The organism is Micromonospora sp. WMMD812 (genome assembly GCF_027497215.1).
GTDB lineage: Bacteria > Actinomycetota > Actinomycetes > Mycobacteriales > Micromonosporaceae > Micromonospora.
In genome coordinates this window covers 5,335,204-5,353,785 of the sequence record NZ_CP114904.1, presented here as the reverse complement: position 1 = coordinate 5,353,785, position 18,582 = coordinate 5,335,204, and the positions used below count along the sequence as shown (strand labels likewise).

The 18,582-nt window shown below is 73.0% G+C and carries 19 protein-coding genes and 3 tRNA genes; 4 read left to right on the top strand and 18 right to left on the bottom strand.

All coding sequences use genetic code 11. The annotated features are described in order from the left end of the window. Window positions 1-68: 68 nt before the first annotated feature. The 7 genes from rpmG to O7603_RS24755 form a co-directional block, all read right to left on the bottom strand. On the bottom strand, window positions 69-236 hold the full coding sequence (rpmG, locus tag O7603_RS24785) for a 50S ribosomal protein L33 (protein ID WP_007073056.1): 168 nt from the start codon (window positions 234-236) through the stop codon (window positions 69-71). Window positions 237-370: 134 nt separating this feature from the next. Further along, a tRNA-Met gene (locus O7603_RS24780) sits at window positions 371-443 on the bottom strand. Between the two features lie 22 nt (window positions 444-465). Then, window positions 466-538, bottom strand: a tRNA-Thr gene (locus tag O7603_RS24775). 93 nt (window positions 539-631) lie between these two features. Continuing rightward, window positions 632-3,157: a bifunctional diguanylate cyclase/phosphodiesterase gene (locus O7603_RS24770; RefSeq protein ID WP_281572176.1), complete on the bottom strand. Its 2,526-nt coding sequence runs from the start codon at window positions 3,155-3,157 to the stop codon at window positions 632-634. 59 nt (window positions 3,158-3,216) lie between these two features. Beyond that, window positions 3,217-3,360, bottom strand: coding sequence for a hypothetical protein (locus tag O7603_RS24765; protein WP_281572175.1), 144 nt, complete (start codon window positions 3,358-3,360; stop codon window positions 3,217-3,219). A 548-nt stretch (window positions 3,361-3,908) separates the two neighbouring features. Next, a complete protein-coding gene (locus tag O7603_RS24760) occupies window positions 3,909-4,568 on the bottom strand; it encodes a methyltransferase domain-containing protein (RefSeq protein ID WP_281572174.1) in 660 nt (219 codons plus the stop codon). 221 nt (window positions 4,569-4,789) lie between these two features. Continuing rightward, a tRNA-Tyr gene (locus O7603_RS24755) sits at window positions 4,790-4,873 on the bottom strand. A gap of 148 nt (window positions 4,874-5,021) precedes the next feature. Here O7603_RS24755 and O7603_RS24750 point away from each other — a divergent pair. Both O7603_RS24750 and O7603_RS24745 read left to right on the top strand, forming a co-directional pair. Then, window positions 5,022-5,516 (top strand): YajQ family cyclic di-GMP-binding protein, encoded by a 495-nt coding sequence (locus tag O7603_RS24750; RefSeq protein ID WP_281572173.1) that lies wholly within the window; start codon window positions 5,022-5,024, stop codon window positions 5,514-5,516. Window positions 5,517-5,744: 228 nt separating this feature from the next. Then, window positions 5,745-6,005, top strand: coding sequence for a hypothetical protein (locus tag O7603_RS24745; RefSeq protein ID WP_281572172.1), 261 nt, complete (start codon window positions 5,745-5,747; stop codon window positions 6,003-6,005). Between the two features lie 72 nt (window positions 6,006-6,077). Here the strand turns inward: O7603_RS24745 and O7603_RS24740 are convergent, their stop codons facing one another. After that, window positions 6,078-6,371, bottom strand: a complete 294-nt coding sequence (locus tag O7603_RS24740) for a metalloregulator ArsR/SmtB family transcription factor (RefSeq protein WP_281572171.1) — start codon at window positions 6,369-6,371, stop codon at window positions 6,078-6,080. A 75-nt stretch (window positions 6,372-6,446) separates the two neighbouring features. After that, the gene (locus O7603_RS24735) at window positions 6,447-6,665 is read right to left on the bottom strand and encodes a hypothetical protein (RefSeq protein WP_281572170.1); all 219 of its coding nucleotides are present in this window, start codon (window positions 6,663-6,665) and stop codon (window positions 6,447-6,449) included. A 42-nt stretch (window positions 6,666-6,707) separates the two neighbouring features. Between O7603_RS24735 and O7603_RS24730 the strand changes: the two genes are divergently transcribed. Further along, a complete protein-coding gene (locus O7603_RS24730; protein ID WP_281572169.1) occupies window positions 6,708-7,667 on the top strand; it encodes a cation diffusion facilitator family transporter in 960 nt (319 codons plus the stop codon). A 53-nt stretch (window positions 7,668-7,720) separates the two neighbouring features. Here the strand turns inward: O7603_RS24730 and O7603_RS24725 are convergent, their stop codons facing one another. The 9 genes from O7603_RS24725 to O7603_RS24685 all read right to left on the bottom strand — a co-directional run bounded on the left by O7603_RS24725 (window position 7,721) and on the right by O7603_RS24685 (window position 17,394). Continuing rightward, the gene (locus O7603_RS24725; protein WP_281572168.1) at window positions 7,721-8,980 is read right to left on the bottom strand and encodes an MFS transporter; all 1,260 of its coding nucleotides are present in this window, start codon (window positions 8,978-8,980) and stop codon (window positions 7,721-7,723) included. A gap of 144 nt (window positions 8,981-9,124) precedes the next feature. Beyond that, window positions 9,125-10,000 carry a zinc metalloprotease HtpX gene (gene htpX, locus O7603_RS24720; protein ID WP_281572167.1) on the bottom strand — a complete coding sequence of 292 codons (876 nt, stop codon included), beginning with the start codon at window positions 9,998-10,000 and terminating at the stop codon, window positions 9,125-9,127. Between the two features lie 160 nt (window positions 10,001-10,160). After that, window positions 10,161-11,645, bottom strand: coding sequence for an NADH-quinone oxidoreductase subunit N (locus O7603_RS24715; protein ID WP_281572166.1), 1,485 nt, complete (start codon window positions 11,643-11,645; stop codon window positions 10,161-10,163). 164 nt (window positions 11,646-11,809) lie between these two features. After that, window positions 11,810-13,315 carry an NADH-quinone oxidoreductase subunit M gene (locus tag O7603_RS24710; RefSeq protein ID WP_281572165.1) on the bottom strand — a complete coding sequence of 502 codons (1,506 nt, stop codon included), beginning with the start codon at window positions 13,313-13,315 and terminating at the stop codon, window positions 11,810-11,812. A 55-nt stretch (window positions 13,316-13,370) separates the two neighbouring features. Next, window positions 13,371-15,335 (bottom strand): NADH-quinone oxidoreductase subunit L, encoded by a 1,965-nt coding sequence (locus O7603_RS24705; RefSeq protein WP_281572164.1) that lies wholly within the window; start codon window positions 15,333-15,335, stop codon window positions 13,371-13,373. After that, complete coding sequence (nuoK, locus tag O7603_RS24700) at window positions 15,332-15,721, bottom strand: NADH-quinone oxidoreductase subunit NuoK (RefSeq protein ID WP_281572163.1); 390 nt, start codon at window positions 15,719-15,721, stop codon at window positions 15,332-15,334. Before nuoK ends, O7603_RS24705 begins: the two co-directional genes overlap by 4 nt. Continuing rightward, window positions 15,718-16,251 (bottom strand): NADH-quinone oxidoreductase subunit J, encoded by a 534-nt coding sequence (locus O7603_RS24695; protein WP_281572162.1) that lies wholly within the window; start codon window positions 16,249-16,251, stop codon window positions 15,718-15,720. The genes nuoK and O7603_RS24695 overlap by 4 nt, the downstream gene beginning before the upstream one ends. Further along, window positions 16,248-16,880, bottom strand: coding sequence for an NADH-quinone oxidoreductase subunit I (locus O7603_RS24690; RefSeq protein ID WP_281572161.1), 633 nt, complete (start codon window positions 16,878-16,880; stop codon window positions 16,248-16,250). Before O7603_RS24690 ends, O7603_RS24695 begins: the two co-directional genes overlap by 4 nt. A gap of 85 nt (window positions 16,881-16,965) precedes the next feature. Beyond that, window positions 16,966-17,394 carry an ester cyclase gene (locus O7603_RS24685; protein WP_281572160.1) on the bottom strand — a complete coding sequence of 143 codons (429 nt, stop codon included), beginning with the start codon at window positions 17,392-17,394 and terminating at the stop codon, window positions 16,966-16,968. A 143-nt stretch (window positions 17,395-17,537) separates the two neighbouring features. Between O7603_RS24685 and O7603_RS24680 the strand changes: the two genes are divergently transcribed. Continuing rightward, window positions 17,538-18,575 (top strand): glutathione S-transferase C-terminal domain-containing protein, encoded by a 1,038-nt coding sequence (locus tag O7603_RS24680; RefSeq protein ID WP_281572159.1) that lies wholly within the window; start codon window positions 17,538-17,540, stop codon window positions 18,573-18,575. Window positions 18,576-18,582 lie beyond the last annotated feature (7 nt).

Here is an 18,582-nt window from a genome sequence, read left to right as displayed (position 1 = left end):
TGGCCGCGCCGGCCGGTCAGATCGGCGATCGGAGAAGCTTCGGGTGGCCGGGCGGAGCCGGCCGGAGGTCAGCGGGTCTCGCGGTGGACCGTGTGCCGACCATCGCGCGGGCAGAACTTCTTCAGCTCGATGCGGTCCGGGTCGTTACGACGGTTCTTGCGCGTGATGTAGTTGCGCTCCTTGCACTCCACACACGCCAAAGTGATCTTCGGCCGGACATCGGTCGCCTTCGCCACGGCGGAGTGCCTTCCTCGCTAACGGATTACCACTACAGCGCGCCAGACTACGCGCTGACGACGCGGACATGCAAAGTGGGCGCCTGTGGCGCCCATCCCACCGACCACCGGGTTACGCGCCCGGAGGACGAGAGTAGCGGTGGCCGGACTTGAACCGGCGACACAGCGATTATGAGCCGCTTGCTCTGCCATCTGAGCTACACCGCCGCGGTGGGTCCAGCGACCCTCGAGCCCCCTTACGGAATCGAACCGTAGACCTTCTCCTTACCATGGAGACGCTCTGCCGACTGAGCTAAGGGGGCCTGCGCGATCTCCCCGTGGGGCGCGCAGAGGTAAGAGTACACGGCCCCGCCCCCGAGGTGAAATCGGATCCCCCGCACGGGAATCTGCCCAGGTCAGGGCACGACACGCAGGCGCGGCAGCTCCGTCGCGGAGATCGTCTCCGGGTCGAGCTGGGCACCGAACCAGGCCTCCAGCCGCTCGTACGGCAGGGGCCGGCTGAAGAGGAAGCCCTGCCCGATCTCGCACCCGATGTCCTGGAGCAGCTCCAGCGTCAGCTCGCTCTCCACCCCCTCGGCGACCACGGCCAGGCCGAACTGCTGGGACAGGGTGACCACCGCGTTCACGATGGCGAGGTCCCCCGGGTCGGTGGCCATGCCCTGCACGAAGGAGCGGTCGACCTTCACCTCGTGCACCGGCAACCGGCGCAGGTGGGCCAGGGACGAGTCGCCCGTGCCGAAGTCGTCCACCGAGAGCCGTACGCCCAGGTCACGCAGTCGGCGCAGAGTGGGGATCGGCCGGTCCGTGCCGTCGAGCACGCCGGCCTCGGTGATCTCCAGGGTGAGCCGCTGCGGCGCCACCCCGTACTCGGTGAGCAGGTCCTGGACGAGATCGGGGAAGTGCTGGTCGGTGAGCGTACGCGGACTGAGGTTGACCGCGACGGACAGTGGCTGGTCGGCCTGCGCCCAGTCCCGGCTGCGCCGCAGCCCCTCCCGGAGCACCACCTCGGTGAGCCGGCCGAGCTGGCCGGTGTGCTCGGCCACCGCGACGAAGTCCTCCGGGGCGACCGTGCCGTGGGCCGGGTGCTCCCAGCGGGCCAGGCACTCCACCCCGACCAACCGGCGTTCCCGCAGGGTGACCTTGGGCTGGAAGTAGACCTCCAGCGCGCCGTCGTCCAGCGCCCGGCGCAGATCGCCGGCGAGGCCGAGCCGGCGCAGCGACCGGGACTCCAGGGCCGGGTTGAACAGCTGCACGCCGCCGGGGACCGACTTCGCCGCCGTGGCGGCCAGGTCCACCCGTTGCAGCAGGGTCGCCGCGTCACTGCCGTGGTCGGGGTGGACGGCGACCCCGACCGCGGTGTCGACGTCCAGGGTGAGCGCGTCGAAGACCATCTCGTCGCGGATCTGTTCCCGCAGTTGGGCCGCCAGGTCCAGGGCCGCCTCGGCGCTCTCCAGCCGCATCGTCACCAGGAACTCGTCGCCCCCGGCGCGCCCGACCAGCGCCGACGACGGCGCCGACGCGCGGAGCCGGTCGGCCACCTCGGCGAGGACCTTGTCGCCGGCGGCGTGGCCGAGCGACTCGTTGACCTGACGCAACCCGTCGACGTCGAAGAGGAGCAGCGCCACCACCTCACCGGGTGCCCGGATCTTGACCGACTCGTCGAGCGCGCCGGTGATCCGCCGGCGGTTGGGCAGCCTGGTCAACGCGTCGTGGTACGCGTCGTGGCGCAGCCGGTCGACCAGTCGGGAGTTCTCCAGCGCAACCGCGGCGTGCGCCGCGACGGTCTCGAAGATCGGAATGTCGCCGGGGGTGAAGTGGCCGATGTCGCTCAGCCGGTTGGCCACCTCGAGGGTGCCGATCACCGCCTGTCCGGACCGGAGCGGCACGACGATCACGTCTTTGATCTGACGGGCGCTGATCTCACCGCGCAGCTCCGTCTCGTCCCCGAGCAGCCGCCCCATGGACACGGTCTTACCCAGGCTCCGCGCCTGCTCGCGGAGCAGTGCCGGAGTGGGCGCGACGTCGAGCAGCCCGGACGCGTCGACCTTGGCGGTCAACAGCACCTCGGGATGACGGCCCTGCGCGGGGAGCCAGAGCGTCGCGTACTCGGCCTGCATCAGGGCGCGGACCCGGTCGAGCAGGACGTCGGCCAGGTCCCCGTCGGCGCCGCTGGTGGTGATCAGCCGGGACAGGTCGTACATCCCGGTCAACGTGCGGTGCTGGCGGAAGAACTGCGCGTAGGACCGGTAGACCAGGACGAGGGCCGAGAAGAGAGCCGCCAGCAGCAGGGCGGACCACCAGGTGGTCTTCAGGGCGATCAGGACCAGGAGCCCGACCGAGGCGTTGATCGACGTGGTCAGCAACACGGACGGAGTGGTCCGCAGCGCTTCCCGGCCCGCCTGCCAACCCTGGAGGAGCACATGGACGCCGACCACCGAGACCAGGCTGACCAGAGTGATCACGTTGACCGCGAGGAACAGACTGCCCCACGTTCCCGGTCCCACGCCCTTCAGAGGCGGCAGGCCCTGGAGGAGCAGGCTGGCCAGCGACGTGGCGCCGGCGGCCCGGGCGACGTTGAACCAGAACTTGGCCGGCGAGAACCGCTGGTAGATGCTCCAGATCAGCGCGGCGAGCGTATAGATCAGCACCACGGTGAGTGGTGGCAGGAAGAAGAGAGCCACCACCAGCGGGATCTCGGTGAGCGTGACGCCCACGGACTGCCGCCGGACGACGAAGTTCAGCACCGGGATGCTGATGCCCGCCATCGCCAGGAAGATCAGGAACGCGAGCCCCCAGTCGCCGAAGGGCTCGTCAGAGACGACGCTGATCGCAGTGGAACAAACGACCGCGATCAGCGCCAGTGGACCGGTGATGAGCCAGGCGTGGTCCGTGGACTTCCGTCGTTGGTCACGCCTCGCCATACCGCTCCCTCTGCGAGAAGTCGTCAGCAGGTGACGTCGTCACCGCCGACGGCGTCGAACTACCGGAGGGTGCCGGCACCCCAGACGACGTCTGTCATCTGAACAGCCTCCGAGCCGGAGAGGTCGCTGCCGAACAGTCCACCGAGAACGGCGGCCAGCACGAGGAGCGAGCCGACCAGTCGGCCCAGGCTTCGACCAGACATGTTTGCTCCTGTCGGGGAAGTGTCACAGGGATGGTGGAGGTTCCACGATCGTGCCATACCCCGGGGTAGGCAGAAAAGCGGTGAGGACACCATCGGGCCGGGCGGCGACGACGTTCCGCCGTTCGGACCGCTGCCACCATCCGCGCCGCGCCAGATCACGAGCCTGCCGGTGGGGTGGGCAATTCATCAAACGCCTGTTACGACCTTCAGCACATTTCGCCTCAACGGCCCGGGCGATCTCTGACCCGACCCCCCTTGATCACTGTGCGTAACCTTGATGGTCGGCCTCCACCCCGCGGCCGCGACTCGCACATCGACCACCATACCCGCTCCGGGCGACAGCGCTAGTGGGTCCTATCGGACAAAATCGATGGGCCGGAGGCTCCCCTCGCCGTCCGCATGGGAAGTTGATCTCTGGCGTCCGGGTGGAAAGTAAGCCGCTCATCGGCGAGCAGCCCGTAAATCACGTTGGCCGCCACGAGCGGTACGACCGGCTCGCCGCGCGCCGCCCGGTTTGGATGCCCGCCCCGACCCGCGGGCCGGCGGTGCTAGCCGCAGGCGCGCCGGAACTCCGCGCGCCAGCGGATCCCCCCGTCGGGGGCGAGGATCTCCTCGACCCGGGCCGGGGTCAGCGGGCCGGCCGCGAAGGCGTCGACCTCCGCCCGGGTCAGCGGCCAGGGCGGGCCCTCGACGACCTCGTCGTCCCGCCGGCCGGCCGCGATCACCAGCAGCGTCCCGTCCGGCGCGATCAGCCGGCCGACCGCCGGGATCGCCCGCCGCCGCAGCTCGGCCGGCAGGGCCTGCACGTTCATGCTCTCCAGCACGAAGTCGAACCCGCCCAGCCAGTCGTGCGGCGGGTCGAGCAGGTCGGCGGTCTCGTAGCGGACCGGGGAGCCCGGGTGGCGGCGGCGAGCCGCCCGTACCGCCGTGGGAGAGACGTCGAAGGCGACGGTGGCGAAGCCGAGGCGGGACAGGTGTTCGGCATCGCGGCCGAAGCCGCACCCGACGACCACGGCGCGCCGGCCGGATCCGTCCGGCCGGGCCCGGTCGGTCCACTCGCTGAGCAGGGAATGCGCCCGGTCGAGGTCCCACGGGACGACCGCTTCGCCCCGCTCGGCGTCGGCGTAGAGCCGCTCGAACCAGCCGGCCGGATCGCTCTCGGCGGTGGCCGGGGAAGACAACGAGTGGGTCAGATCGTCGTCGTGCACGGACGTCTCCTCGCCTCCGGGAAGCCCCGGACCCGTGGCTTCGGGTCGGCGCGAAGGGCCGCACCGTGTTTGGTCGCCCACCCTAGCCTCAGCGAGGCTCCGCGCCTGCCCGGAACGTGCCCGATCAGGCGGATCGCCAAGGGCGACAGCAGTCATCACGTGTCGGAGACGACGAAGGCCCTTGACCAGCGTTTCCGCAAGTCAAGGGCCTTACCGTTCCCTGGTGGCGGGTAGAGGATTCGAACCTCTGTAGCTTTCGCGACGGATTTACAGTCCGCTCCCATTGGCCGCTCGGGCAACCCGCCAGGGCACCCCGCCACGTCGTGACGCGGCGGCGGAAGCAAGGATAGCGGCTCCACCCGGCCGGGGCGCAACCGGGTACCGTCAGGGGGTCGTACCGCTGCTCAGCGGGCGACGGCACGCCAGAGACCGCCGGACAGCAGGAGCATGAGCATGGCAGCCAACCCGTCGTTCGACATCGTGAGCAAGGTCGACCGCCAGGAGGTCGACAACGCCCTCCGGCAGGCGGAGAAGGAGCTCGCGACGCGGTTCGACTTCCGGGGCACCGGCGCCGAGATCTCCTGGTCGGGTGAGGAGGCGATCGGCCTCCAGGCCGAGACCGAGGAGCGGGTGCGGGCCGCGCTGGACGTCTTCAAGGAGAAGCTGGTCAAGCGGAACATCTCGCTGAAGTCGCTGGACGCGGGCGACCCGCGCCCGTCCGGCAAGGTGTTCAAGATCGACGCGAAGGTCATCCAGGGCATCGACTCGGACAAGGCCAAGGCGATCAGCAAGAAGATCCGCGACGAGGGCCCGAAGGGCGTCCAGGCCCAGATCCAGGGCGACCAGCTGCGGGTCACCGGCAAGAAGAAGGACGACCTCCAGGCCGTCATCGCCCTGCTCAAGGGCGAGGACTTCGGGGTCGCCCTCCAGTTCACCAACTATCGGTAGGAGCTGTCGCTTCTCCTGGTCAGCGGCTGACCAGGAGAAATTCCACGGCCTCGGGCGTGCGTGACAGCTCGGCGGCGAGCGGTGGCGCGAGCGGAGTGGCGCCGGCTGGATCCAGCGTGCCGGATCGCGCACGAGCTGCGCCGAGGCGTTCCACAACGCCCGCGATGGGTGTTTTCCGCAGCGGGACCGCAGGCGCGTGACGGCGAGCGCAGCGGGAAGGTCAGTCGGATGACGGACGCAGGTGAGCTGGCGCGTGACGCGCTCCAGCAGATCCACCGGGCTGCCGTACGGCATCGGGACCCCGAGCTGCACCGCGCGGCCAACCAGATCGTCCGAGCGGCCATGTCGCACGGCCTCGATCCGGGGCCCGTCGAGTCGTACCGCCCCTGCCCGGTGTGCGGTGCCGAGCCGGGACAGTTGTGCATCAACGTCCCTGGTCGCCCGGTGGACCCGGGCGGGATGCACCCCGAGCGCACTCAACCGGAGTAGCGGGCCCGCACCGGCACCCCGGGGCCGGCCCAGCCGTACGTCAACCCCGCGGGCCCGGCCGGCGCGTCCGCGTCAGTCGTGCTCCGGGAGGCCGGCCACCCGGTGCGAGGCGGCGTGGACGACCTCCGTCACCAGCCGGCGCGCATGGCCACCCCGCGCGGAGTAGAGGGCACGCCGGCCCTCGCGGCGTGCGGTGACCAGCCCGGCCAACCGGAGCTTGGCCAGGTGCTGCGACACCGCCGGCCTCGCCACCCCGAGCGCCGCCACCAGGGCGGTCACGTCGTGCTCCCCCTCGACGAGCAGGCACATCAACCGCAGTCGGGTGCCGTCGCCCAGCATCCGCACCATCTCCGTCGCGACCTCCACCTGCCTCTCGCCGGGGAGGCGTTGTTGCAGGTCAGCGGCACCTGCAACGTTGTCGCGTGCGTACATGAGCACATATTATCGCGGCGCCGGACGGCGCGGATCTCCCGCGCCGGGCAGGGGGCGCGGGGGGAACCGGTGCGGGCGAGTCACGACGACGAGCACGGCCTCGGACCTGGGCATCGGCACCGCCACGACGACGACCGCCAGCACGACGACCAGCACCAGCACCAGCACCAGCACCAGCACCAGCACCAGCACGGCCAACGCCACGACCACAACCACGAGCACGACCACGGCGGTGGTCCTGCCTCCTGGTGGGGGCGCCTGCGGCACGCGGTGACGCCCCACTCCCACGACTCCCGGGCGAAGATCGACCCTGTCCTGGAGTCCTCGCGCGAAGGGCTCCGCGCCCTGTGGGTCTCGCTGGTCGGCCTCGGGGTCACGGCGGTCGCCCAGGGCGTCATCGTCGCCCTGTCCAGGTCGGTCGCCCTCCTCGGCGACACGCTGCACAACGTCGCCGACGCGCTGACGGCCGTACCCCTCGGGATCGCCTTCCTGCTCGGTCGCCGGGCCGCAACCCGCGCCTACACCTACGGCTTCGGCCGGGCCGAGGACCTCGCCGGCACCGTCATCGTGGTCGTCATCGCCGCGTCCGCCGTCGCCGCCGCCTGGACGGCCGTGACCCGGCTGCTGCACCCGGCCGAGGTGACCCACCTGTCCTGGGTGGCCGCCGCCGGCCTCGTCGGGTTCGTCGGCAACGAGATGGTCGCCCGTTACCGCATCCGGGTGGGCCGGCGCATCGGCTCCGCGGCCCTGGTCGCCGACGGCCTGCACGCCCGCACCGACGGTTACACCTCGCTCGCGGTCCTCGCCGCCGCCGGCGGAGCGGCCCTCGGCTGGCGTTGGGCCGATCCCGTCATCGGTCTGGCCATCGCCGTCGCCATCACGGTGGTCCTCAAGGACGCCGCCCGCGAGGTCTACCGCCGCCTCATGGACGCCGTCGATCCCGCCGTCGTCGACCAGGCCGAGACCACGCTCCGGGCGATCGAGGGTGTGCGCGACGTCGCCGCGGTGCGGCTGCGCTGGATCGGCCACCGCCTGCACGCCGAGGCCGACCTGGTCGTCGACGCGCACCTCAGTCTCGTCGCCGCCCACGAGATCGCGGCCGACGCGGAGCACCAGCTCACCCACGCGGTGCCGCGGCTGACCACCGCCACCGTCCACACCGATCCGGACAGCCACCCCGGTGGGCACCACCACCCGGACCTGTCCCACCGGCGCCGCCAGCCGCGCTGAGCGCCGACGCCGGCCAGGGCGGCGGGTCGTATGTCCGCAGCGGGCCGGCGGCGTCAGGCCGGAACAGGCTCGTCGAGGCGTACCGCCGCGGCCTCCGCGCGGGAGATCGGCCCGCCGGGCAGCGCGGCGACCGCGGCCCCGACGGCGACCGAGGCCCCGGCGAACAGGAACGCCCACGGCACACCGCCGGCGTGGTCGACGATCAACCCGGCCACCGCGCCACCCGCCGCGCTCGCCGCCACCGACATGGTGACCACCCAGGTGTACGCCTCGTTGAGCATGCCGGCCGGCGCGATCCGGCCGACGAGAGTGTTCTCCAGGGTCAGCGCGGGCGCGATGGTGGCCCCGCCGACGATCAGAGCGGTGCCCAGCGCCAGCGGGGTGGGCATCACGGCGAAGACGACGAAGGTGCCGGCGAGGGCGGCGAGCAGCCAGGCGAACTGCCGGGTCATGTTCGCCGCGGGCTTGCGGACGCCGAACCAGAACCCACCGGCGGCGCTGCCGATGCCCCAGACGGCGAGCAGCAGGCCGGCCAGGCTGTCCGGGTCGTCCGTCGTGTAGTTGCCCGCGAAGGCCGGCACGATGACGCCGGCGGCACCGAACGCGACGCCCAGGCTGGCCACGCAGACCAGCAGGGCGGGGAAGCCGCCGACCCGCAGCGGGCCGAGGCCGCGGGCGTGGTGCTCCCGGGAGTGGGGTTGCCAGCCACGCATCACCCGGCCGAGCGCCACGGCGGTGGTCCCGACGAGGGTGACCACCGCCGCGCCGACCAGCGCCGCGGTCGCGTCGGCGACCAGCACGAAGCCGGCCACCAGCAGCGGGCCGAGGACGAAGACGATCTCGAACAGGGAGGTCTCGGCCGCCAGCGCGGTGTTGCGCAGGTGGTACCGGCCGGAGGAGGGAGCGGTCAGGTCGTTCCAGGCGCCACGGATCGCCGCGGTCAGCGGCGGGTACGTCGCGCCGGCCACCGCGGCGGCCAGGTAGATCGCGGCCAGCCCGTCGGCGCCCGCGCGGCTGGCCAGCAGCAGACCGGTCAGGGCCAGCGGATGCGCGATCGCGGTGGCGAGCAGCACCGGGCTGGGGCCCACCCGGTCGGCGATCCGCCCGGCGATCGGGCTCAGCGCGGCGCCCGCCACGGCGTAGATCCCGCCGGCCACCGCGGCCAGCGAGTAGCGCCCGGTCACCTGCTCCACGACCAGCAGCAGCGCCAGCGGCGTCATGCCGATCCCGAGCCGGCCGATGATGCCGGTGACCAGCAACATCGGCGCGCCGGGGATCCGCCAGACGCCCAGATACTGGCGCAGAGCGGCCACGCGAACCTCCCGGGCTGTAATGAGCGTGAGACGTTTCGACCCTAACGCCAGGCGCCGTACGGATGAAGCGGATATCGCGGCCGACACAGCACTCCGCCCGCACCCGGCGGGCCGGATGCGGGCGGAGGTGTCAGAACCTACCGGTCAGCGCCGGTACTGCACCGGGCTGACGGCGCCGGCCATCTGCTCGAGCCGGGCCACCCGGTCCTCCATCCGCGGGTGGGTGGAGAAGAGCGCCGCGATGCCACCGCCCCGGAACGGGTTGGCGATCATCAGGTGCGCGGTGCTGGTCAGGTTGCCCTGGGCCGGCAGGGGACGGCGGCGCGCCACCGCGTCGATCTTGCGCAGTGCGCTGGCCAGGGCCAGCGGGTCCCGCGTCAGCGTGGCACCCGAGGCGTCCGCCTGGAACTCGCGGCTCCGGCTGATCGCCAGCTGGATGATCGAGGCCGCGATCGGGCCCAGGATGATGGTCAGCAGCAGCACGGCCGGGTTCGGGGCGTCCTCGTCGTCACCGCTGGTCAGCGGGATGAACCAGGCGATGTTCGCCAGCGTGGTGATGATGCCGGCCAGACCGGCGGCCACGCTGGAGATGAGGATGTCCCGGTTGTAGACGTGGGACAGCTCGTGCCCGATCACACCGCGCAGCTCACGGTAGTCGAGGATCTCGGTGATGCCCTGCGTGACGCAGACCGCCGCGTTCTGCGGGTTGCGACCGGTGGCGAAGGCGTTGGGCTGGGCGGTCGGGCTGACGTAGAGCCGCGGCATCGGCTGCCGGGCCTCGGTCGCCAGCTCACGCACCATCCGGTACAGCTCGGGGAACTGTGCCTCGCTGACCGGTTGCGCCCGCATCGCGCGCAGGGCGAGCTTGTCGGAGAAGAAGTAGCTGATGCCATTCATCAGCAACGAGACGATGACGGCGATGACCAGTCCGCCACTGCCGCCGAACCAGTAGCCCACCCCAAGGATCAGCGCGGTGAGCAGGCCGAGCAGCGCGGCGGTCTTGAGACGGTTGTGGTGCACGATCACTCCTTCGGTGTACGGATCGAGGGGATCCGTCGACCGGTTCAACACACCGGTACCCGTCAACCATCCGTCGTATGGCTGAGAATTCGCTGGGAGCGCGTCCAATCGCCGCGACCAGCAGCGCCAGGCGGTTCCGGGCCACCCGGCGACGGGGGGGTCAGCGGGCGGCGAGGTCGAGCACGAGCTGCGGGGCGACCCCGACCACCACGGCAGCCACCGTGGCCACGGCGAGCACGGCGGCCACCGCCCGGGCGGCGACCGGCGCGGCGGACGTCACACCGGCCGGCGACGGGGGCGCGTAGAGGCTGGCGGTCACCCGCAGGTAGTAGGCGAGGCCGATGACCGCGTTCACCGCCACCACCAGGGCGAGCCAGCCGGCGCCGCCGTCGAGCAGCGACCGCACCACGGTCACCTTGGCGAAGAGACCCGCCAGGCCGGGCGGCAGCCCGGCCAGCCCGATCAGGGCCAGCCCCAGCCCCGCGCCGAGCCACGGGTGGCGCCGGGCGGCGCCGCGCAGGTCGTCGAGGGTGCCGCCGTCGGCGTCCGCCGGTCGCAGGGCGGTCACCCCGGCGAAGGCGGCGAGTTCCAGAAGCACGAAGAAGACGGCGTACGCGACCGCGGCCGCGTACGCGCCGGTCGACGCCGCATCCGTGCGCCCGGCGGCGAACGCGAGCGCGCCCAGCGGGGCCAGGATGTAGCCGGCCTGGGCCACCGACGACCAGGCGAGCAACCGGACCGTCCGGCGCTGGCGCAACGCCACCAGGTTGCCGACGGTCATCGTCAGCACCGCGAGCAGGGCGAGCACCGGACCGGTCAGATCGGCGGGTAGCGCGCTCCCGACCACCGCGAGCAGCGCCACCACCCCGCCCAGCTTGGATGCCGTCGAGAGGTACGCGGCCACCGGCAGCGGCGCGCCGTCGTAGGTCGCCGGCGCCCAGGCGTGGAACGGCACGGCGGCGACCTTGAACGCCAGCCCGAGCACCAGCAGGGCCATCGCCGCCGTGGTCAGCGGCAGGTCGTGCAGCTCGGGCCGCTCGGCGAGCAGCACGCCGAGCCGGCCCAGGTGAAGCGTGCCGCCGACCGCGTAGAGCAGCGCCGCGCCGAGCAGGCTCAGCGTGGTGGCCACCACGCTGACCACGAAGAAGGTGACCGCCGCCTCGGCGCTGGCCAGGCTGCCCCGGCGCAGCCCCACCAGGACGTAGAGCGGCAGGGTCAGCGTCTCCAGCGCCACGATCAGGGTGATCAGGTCACCGGCCGCGCCGAGCACCACGCCGCCGGTCATCGAGCAGGCGAGGAGGAAGCAGTATTCCCCCACCGGCGCGCGGCCGGCCCGCAGGTGCCCGCCGGAGAGCCCGAGGACCCCGAGGGTGAGCAGCGCGAACACCGCGCCGACCAGGGCCGCCCGACCGCCGAAGACGAACGAGCAGTCGCCGGCCACGCAGAACGTCCGGCGTTCACCACCCGCCCCGACCAGGGTGGCGCCGGCCGCGGTGGCGACGGCGCCGACGGCGGCCACCGCGAGCGTGGCCCGCGGTCGGGCCAGCATCAGGTCGGTCACGAGCACCAGCACGGCCGTGCCGGCGGCCAGGTACGCCGGGATCAGCGCCACGTTGTCGACGCTCTGCACCACGCTCGCGCTCACGGCCGCACCCCCACGTTCGCGACTGCGGGGCTCGCAAGCTCACTCCTCGCGCTCACCGTGGCCGCCCTTCGTTCGCGACTGCGCGGCTCGCAAGCTCACTCCTCGCGCTCACCGTGGCCGCCCTTCGTTCGCGACTGCGCGGCTCGCAAGCTCACTCCTCGCGCTCACCGAACCACCTGCACCAGGGCGTCCACCGGGGCCTCGGCGACGCCGAGCACCAGCGCCGGAACGAGCCCGATGGCCAGCGCGAGCAGCACCAGCGGCGTCCAGGCGGAGAGCTCCGCGCCGGCCAGACCGGGGGTGAGTCGACCGACGGCCGGGCTGGGCCGGCCGTGCGTGACCTGCCGCAGCAGCCGCAGGAAGTACGCGGCGGTGAGCGCCCCGCCCACCGCGGCCAGCACGCCCAGGGTGGTCCAGAGCGCGCCACCCGCCTCGACCGCCGCGATCACCGCGAACGCCTCCCCCCAGAAGCCGGCCAGGCCGGGCAGCCCGAGCGAGGCGACCGCGGCGAAGCCGAGCAGCCCGGCGAGCCGGGGCGCGGTCTCCCGCAGCCCGGACAGCTCGGCGAGCGCGCCGGTGTGGGTACGGTCCTTGACCGCGCCGGCCAGGAAGAAGAGCAGGCCGGTGATCACCCCGTGCGCCACGTTGCCGATCAGCGCGGCCTGGATGCCGGTGGTGGTGAGCGTGGCGACGCCGAGCAGCACGAACCCCATGTGCCCGACACTGGAGTACGCGATCAGCCGCTTCAGCTCGGTCTGGGCGAGGCAGACCAGCGAGCCGACCAGGATCGCGGCCACCGCGAGTACCCCGAGCACCGGCGCCGCCCAGCGGGCGCCCTCCGGGGCCACCCCCACCGCCACCCGGATCAGCCCGTACGTGCCCATCTTCAGCAGCACCCCGGCGAGCACCACGCTGCCGACGGTGGGCGCCTGGGTGTGCGCGTCCGGAAGCCAGGAGTGCAGCGGCCAGAGTGGGCTCTTCACCGCGAACGCCAGGGCGAGCAGGGTGAACGCGGCGAGCTGGGTGCTCCGGGACAGCCCCGCGCCACCGGTCAGCGCCACGATGTCGGCGGTGCCGGCGGCGGCCACCACGACGTAGACGCCGACCAGCAGCAGCACCGAGCCGAAGAGCGTGTAGAGGGCGAACTTGCGGGCCGCCCGACGCCGGTCCTCGCCGCCCCAGCCGGCGATCACCGCGTACATCGGCAGCAGCACGACCTCGAAGAAGAGGAAGAAGAGCACCAGGTCCAGGGCGAGGAAGGTGCCCAGGATGCCGACCTCGACCACGAGCAGGAGCGCGACCAGTGCCCGGCCGCTGCCGCCGGCGGGCACCCGAGCGAGTGTGTAGCCGCAGCAGAGCAGGGTGAGCAGGGCGGTCAACACCACGAGCGGATAGGAGATGCCGTCCACGCCGAGGTGGAAGCGCAGGTCCAGGCCGGGCACCCACGGGAGGTCGAGCTGGTGCCAGGGGCGGACCGCGGGCGCGGTGGCGGACCAGGCGAACCAGCCCCGGTCACCGACGGCCAGCGGCAGCGCGGCGAGCAGGCTCAGCCCGGCGGCCACCGTGCCGACCAGCCGGGCGACCCGGTCGGCGGGCGTGGCGACCACCGCGACCGCGCCGAGCGCCGGCACCGCCAGGACCGCGACCAGCAGGAACTGACCGAAGCTCATGGCGTCACCTCGGCTCGCGACCGCGAGGCTCGCAAGCCCCGCTCACTCCTCGCACTCACGAGACACCTCCGAGCAGGGCGGCGGCCAGGCCGATCAGCAGCGCGCCGGCGAGCACCCCGGCTGCGGCCCGGGGCAGCGCCGCGCGGTGCAGCGCGGCCAGCCCGGCGCCGAGCCCGGACGCGGCGTGGCCGCTCCCCTCGACCGCGCCGTCCACGACCACCTCGTCACCGGTCCGCACCGCCGCGGCCAGCGCGCGGACGGGGCGTACGACAAGGGCGTGCTGGACGTCGTCGAGCCGGAACGCGCGGGCGAAGACCGGTCGGAGCGGACCCAGCGCGGTCGCCGGATCGGCGGCCGGGTCCCGCCGCCAACGGGCCCAGGCCAACCCGGCCCCGACCAGCAGCAGTGCCAGCGGGAGAAGGAGCGACGGCGTCAGGTGGACCAGAGCCTCGGGCGGCAGGAGGTCCGACGGATGCTCCCGGGTGGCCGGCGGCTCCGGCTGGAGCCGGGCGGCGAACCAACCGGCGAAACCCACCAGGCCGAGCAGCGCGGCCGGCACGGTGAGCAGCAGCACCGGCCAGCGCAGCGTGCCCGGCGGATCGTGCGGATGGGCCAGCGGGACGCGGGTCTCGCCGAAGAAGGTGCGCAGCAGCAACCGGGTCGCGTACCAGGCGGTCACCGCGACGCCGACGAGCCCGGCGAGCCAGACCAGCCAGCCGACCCAGGCCGGGGTGGGCCCATCACCGTCCAGCGCGGCGGCCTGCGCGACCGCGAGCACGCCGTCCTTGCTCCAGAAGCCGGCCAGCGGCGGCACCCCGGCCAGCGCGCCCAGGCCGACGACCGTGCACCAGAAGGTGACCGGCATGGTGTGCCGCAACCCGCCCATGCGCGACATCAGGGTCGTGCCGACCGCGTGGATCACCGCGCCGGCGGCGAGGAAGAGCAGCGCCTTGAACGCGGCGTGGGTGAGCAGGTGGAACAGCGCCGCGCCCGGCGAGCCGACGGCGAGCGCGCCGGTCATGTAGCCGATCTGGGACACGGTCGACCAGGCGAGGACCCGCTTGATGTCGTCCTGCGCGGTGGCCGCGAACGCGCCGAGCAGCAGGGTGATCGAGGCGAGCACCCCGAGCACGGTCAGCGCCACCGGCGCGGCCGTGAAGAGCGGGTAGAGCCGGGTGACCGCGTAGACGCCGGCGGCGACCATGGTGGCGGCGTGGATGAGCGCGCTGATCGGCGTCGGGCCGGCCATCGCGTCGGGCAGCCAGGTGTGCAGCGGGAACTGGGCGCTCTTGCCGGCCACCCCGGCGAGCAGCAGCAGGCAGGCGGCGGTCAGCGTGCCGGACGAGTGCTCGTGGGCCAGCACGTCGGCGATCCGGAAGCTGCCCGCCGAGACGCCGAGCAGCGCGATGCCGAGCAGGAAGCCGACGTCACCCACCCGGGTGACCAGGAACGCCTTCATCGCGGCGGCGGGCGCCTCGGGCAGCCGGCGGTCGTGCGCGATGAGCAGGTACGAGCAGAGGCCCATCACCTCCCACCCGACCAGCAGCAGGATCAGGTCCCCGGCGACCACCACCAGCAGCATCGCCGCGGTGAAGAGGCTGATCTGTGCGGCGTACGGGGGGTAGCGGTGGTCGACGTCCACGTCGTCGTGCGGACCGCGCTTGAGGTAGCCGACCGAGTAGACCTGCACGGCCAGCGCGACCGCGCCGACCGCCACCGCGACCAGCGCGGCGGCCCCGTCCAGCCGGACGCCGAGGGTGACCGTCAACCCGCCCAGGTCCACCCAGGTGGTGGACGACTCGACCGGCCGGTCCAGGGTGGCCAGCAGCGCGACCGCCAGCATCAGCGCGCCGGCCGCGCCGCTCACGCCGAGGGTGATGGCCGCCCGGCGGGCCCGCTGCTCGGCGGGCGCGCCGTCGCCCGCCAGCCCGCGCGGCGACGGTGGCAGCAGCAGGCCGAGCAGCCCGGCCGCCAGCGGTACGGCCGGCAGCAGCACGCCGAGCAGGGTGGTCGTGCTCACCGCTCCTCCTGACGTCCGGCGGTTTCGGCAGCCGCCCCCGCGGCAGGGCCGGCGCCGGCGGTCGCCGCCACGGGGGCCGGCGGCTCCGCGAGCGGGACCTCGTCGACGGACACGCTGGCGCGCAGCCGGTAGAGCTGGAGCACGATGGCCAGCCCCACGCCGACCTCGGCGGCGGCCAGCACGATCACGAAGAGCGCGAAGACCTGCCCGCCGTGCGGCAGCGCCGCCCGCACCGTCGTGTCGGCGGTGATGAGGATCAGGTTGACCGCGTTGAGCATCAGCTCGACGGCCATCAGGACCAGCACCGCGTTGCGGCGGCGCAGCACGCCGTACGCGCCCAGTCCGAACAGGAGCGCCGCCGTGACGTACGGGATGACCGGCCTCACCGGGCGGCCTCCGTCCCCCGCCGCGCCGGGTCCGGTCGGCCGATGTCCGGCCGGGACAGCACCACCGCGCCGACCAGGGCGGCGAGCAGCAGCACCGAGAGCACCTCGAAGGGGAGCACCCAGCTGCGGAAGATCTCGCCGCCGAGCCGCTCGGCGGTGCCCGCCTCGGGCAGGTCCACCGCCGTCCAGCGGTACGCGTCGACCAGCAGAGCGGCCAGGCCCAGCCCGGTGCCGCCGCCGATCAGCGCGGCCGGCCAGCCGGGCCGGTCGAGGTCGTCCGAGGCGCCGATCGGCGCCCGGGTGAGCATGACCGCGAACAGCAGCAGCACGACCACCGCGCCCACGTAGATCAGCACCTGCACCCAGGCCACCAGCTCGGCGGTGAGCACCAGGTAGTCGCCGGCCAGGGCGCCCAGGCAGACGACCAGGTAGAGGCCGGCCCGGACCAGGTGCTTCGTGGTCACCACGAGCACCCCCGAGCCGACGGCCACCGCGCCGAGGGCGAGCAGCAGCACGTCCGCACCGGTCACGGGGTGGCCTCGCCGGCGTCCGGGCCGGGCTCACGGCGTACGGCCGGGGTGGTGGGCTGCGCGGCGGGGACGGCGGCCTTGCGCGCGGCGCTGGTCTCCTCCTTCGCCGGCTCGCCGTTGGGGTCGTGCGCCGCCGGCGGCGGGACCGTGCCCATCCACTGCCCGAGGTGGTCCTTGTCGTGCAGCAGGTCCTTGATGTCGTACTCGGCGTACTCGAACTCGGGCGACCAGTAGAGCGCGTCGAACGGGCAGACCTCAATGCAGATGCCGCAGTACATGCAGAGCGAGAAGTCGATGTCGAACTTGTCGAGCACGTTGCGCTGCCGGGGGCGGGCGGCGCCGGGCACCGCCACCTCCTCCTTGTGCGAGTCGATGTAGATGCACCAGTCCGGACACTCGCGGGCGCACAGCATGCAGACCGTGCAGTTCTCCTCGAGCAGCGCGATGACGCCACGCGAGCGCGGCGGCAGCTCGGGGGCGACGTCCGGGTACTGCTGGGTGGTGGAGCGCCGGGTCATCGTCTTCAGCGTGACCGCCAGGCCCTTCACCAGGCCCGCGCCGGGCAGGCCGCGGTCAGCGGCGCCGGCGTCCGGTGCGCTGTGCTCGCTGCGGTCGCTCATGCCGACCATCCTGCCCTGTGCCCCCGGCGCGCGCGACCACCACCCGTCGGTCTACGGCGGCACCGCGACGGATGGGCCGTTCCCCGTCGGCCGGTCACACCCCGGTCGCCGGGGCCCCGGGTGGCGGGATCATCTCGACGCCGAGCTGCTGGAGTAGTTGGAACAGCTCGTTGCAGCTCCACACGTCGACGATCCGGCCGGTGTCGTCGAACCGCAGGAAGGTCGCACCGGAGTAGCTGACCACCTGCCCCGTCGGGGGCACCGGCCCGAACTGGCCGACCTGGGTGCCGGCGGCCCGCCAGTGCACGGCCACCCGGCCGTCCGCGGCGACCAGGTCCACGATCTTGTAGCGCAGGTCCGGAAAAGCCGCGCGGCGGTCCCGGTGCCAGGCCAGGGTCGCCTCCGGGCCCGTCCCGCCGAGCCCCGGGCAGTCCGGGCCGACCAACTCGTACGCGGACTCCTCGCGGCCGGCGTTCCAGACGTCGGCGACGAAGCGTCGGGCGGCCGCTTCCACATCGGTCATCGGAGCAGCGTAGCCACGGACACGCCCGGCCGACCGGCCGGAGATCGGCCATGATGGGCGAGGGCGGGATGTCGCGGACCGCTCGCCGGACGGCGTTCCGAGGCGACCGCGATGGCGATGGCGACAGCGACGGAGGAGATGACGTGGGCGACGAGACGGGCGGCAGCACCGGCGGGAAGTACGTCGAGCCGGGCGGCGAGTTCACCCGCGACCAGCGCTACATCGCGACCCGGATCACCGCCGACGGGCGGGACGGCTACCCGGTGACGGCCGGCCGTTACCGGCTGGCGGTCAGCCGCGCCTGCCCCTGGGCGAACCGCCTCATCATCGTGCGGCGCCTGCTCGGCCTGGAGGAGGCGATCTCCATGGCGGTGGCCGGCCCCACCCACGACGCTCGGAGCTGGACGTTCGACCTGGACCCGGGTGGCCGGGATCCGGTGCTCGGCATCGAGCGGCTGGCCGAGGCGTACTTCGCGCGGTTCCCGGGCTACGAGCGGGGCATCACCGTGCCGGCGATCGTGGACGTGCCGACCGGACAGGTGGTGACCAACGACTACGCGCGGATGAGCCTCGACCTGTCCACCGAGTGGACGGCGTACCACCGCGACGGCGCGCCGGAGCTCTACCCGGAACGCCTGCGCGCCGAGATCGACGAGGTCAACGACGTGGTGTTCCGGGACGTCAACAACGGCGTCTACCGGTGCGGGTTCGCCGGCAGCCAGGAGGCGTACGAGTCGGCGTACCGGCGGCTCTTCGACCGGCTCGACTGGTTGACCGAGCGGCTGCGCGACCAGCGGTACCTGGTCGGCGACACCATCACCGAGGCGGACGTCCGGCTCTTCACCACGCTGGCCCGCTTCGACCCGGTCTACCACGGGCACTTCAAGTGCAACCGGCAGAAGCTCACCGAGATGCCCGTGCTGTGGGCGTACGCCCGGGACCTGTTCCAGACCCCGGGGTTCGGGGACACCATCGACTTCGACCACATCAAGCGCCACTACTACGAGGTGCACCGGGACATCAACCCGACCGGAGTCGTCCCGCTCGGCCCCGATCTGTCGAACTGGCTCACCCCGCACGGCCGGGAGACGCTCGGCGGGCGGCCCTTCGGCGACGGCACCCCGCCCCCGCCGCCCCCGTCCACCGAACGCGTCGACCCCGCTCACACCCCGCTGCGCTGATCGCGGC

Bases quoted from the DNA above. Each gene is read 5' to 3' on its own strand.
- O7603_RS24690 (WP_281572161.1), bottom strand. From the start codon at position 16,880: ATGGTCGGCATGAGCGACCGCAGCGAGCACAGCGCACCGGACGCCGGC.
- O7603_RS24745 (WP_281572172.1), top strand. From the start codon at position 5,745: ATGACGGACGCAGGTGAGCTGGCGCGTGACGCGCTCCAGCAGATCCAC.
- O7603_RS24765 (WP_281572175.1), bottom strand. From the start codon at position 3,360: ATGTCTGGTCGAAGCCTGGGCCGACTGGTCGGCTCGCTCCTCGTGCTG.
- O7603_RS24770 (WP_281572176.1), bottom strand. From the start codon at position 3,157: ATGGCGAGGCGTGACCAACGACGGAAGTCCACGGACCACGCCTGGCTC.
- O7603_RS24685 (WP_281572160.1), bottom strand. From the start codon at position 17,394: ATGACCGATGTGGAAGCGGCCGCCCGACGCTTCGTCGCCGACGTCTGG.
- O7603_RS24710 (WP_281572165.1), bottom strand. From the start codon at position 13,315: ATGAGCTTCGGTCAGTTCCTGCTGGTCGCGGTCCTGGCGGTGCCGGCG.
- O7603_RS24750 (WP_281572173.1), top strand. From the start codon at position 5,022: ATGGCAGCCAACCCGTCGTTCGACATCGTGAGCAAGGTCGACCGCCAG.